This is a genomic window from Photorhabdus sp. RM323S (assembly GCF_042879375.1).
GTDB lineage: Bacteria > Pseudomonadota > Gammaproteobacteria > Enterobacterales > Enterobacteriaceae > Photorhabdus > Photorhabdus tasmaniensis.
This window is the reverse complement of the sequence record NZ_JBHFKZ010000165.1, coordinates 1-915: the sequence shown is the minus strand read 5'-3', so window position 1 is coordinate 915 and position 915 is coordinate 1. Positions and strand designations below refer to the sequence as shown.

At 46.0% G+C, this 915-nt stretch carries 1 protein-coding gene; it reads right to left on the bottom strand.

The genetic code is table 11. The features are described from left to right. Nucleotides 1-45: 45 nt before the first annotated feature. A partial coding sequence (locus ACGF7G_RS22465) for a group II intron reverse transcriptase (protein ID WP_387468500.1) occupies nt 46-915 on the bottom strand: 870 nt, incomplete at its 5' end.

Sequence of the window (915 nt, the reverse complement as noted above, 5' to 3'; positions counted from 1 at the left end):
CAAAGAACGCAGCGTGCGACTTTCACCGCACTGCGCTCAGGCTTTTCAAAGCCCCCTGGAGGGAGCCGGCTTCACAACTTTCAATCGGTCCGAACAGGCGTTTTCATGACAATGGGTATGCAACATCACCAGGTTGTCGAGCGTATTACTTCCACCTTTAGTTAAATCAACAAGATGATGGAGATGCCATCGTGATTCTTGCGTGATTAATTGCTGACATACAGGACACAAACCTTGTTGGCTGCGCCAGATGTTCTGCAATTTTTTACGGCCAGACAGCGTATTTAGCATCTTATTGCCTGCCCTTTGTTGGAAATAACTTTCCCAGTCGGGATCGAATGGATTCGCCGCCGATTTTATTTTCGTGTGTCTGCGGATTGACGTTTCTGCCGCACTTCGCAGAATCGCCTGTTGTGGCTTATCTGACCTATTTGGCTTCTCATCTGGAGTTGCAAATACCCAGTTTTTACCTCGTAGCCGCCGAAAATATCGGTTTTTAATCCATTTTTGCCCTTTTTCAGGATGACGTCTGCAACACCATCGCCACAATTTGCACCAAATCTCGTGATCAATACGGGAGAAGATTTTCGAGGACACAACATGTTGATGGTAGTTGACCCATCCTTTTATCACCGGGTTCAGTAGACCAATCAGCAATCGCTGATCCGCTGCTAAGTTGCGACGAATAATGGAGCCCACTTTTTTCAACAAAGATTGGACACTTTTCCTCGATGGCTTGATAAGGATCTTCCCACCATACCTTCGAACGTTCTGCCCAAGAAAATCAAAACCCTGATCAATATAGGTAATGCGGGTTTTTTCCTCAGAAAGGGTTAAACCACGATCCTTCAGGAATGCTCTGACAACAGGCAGTACCTCATTTTCCAAAGCTTCCTTTGAGGCTCCGGATATTAT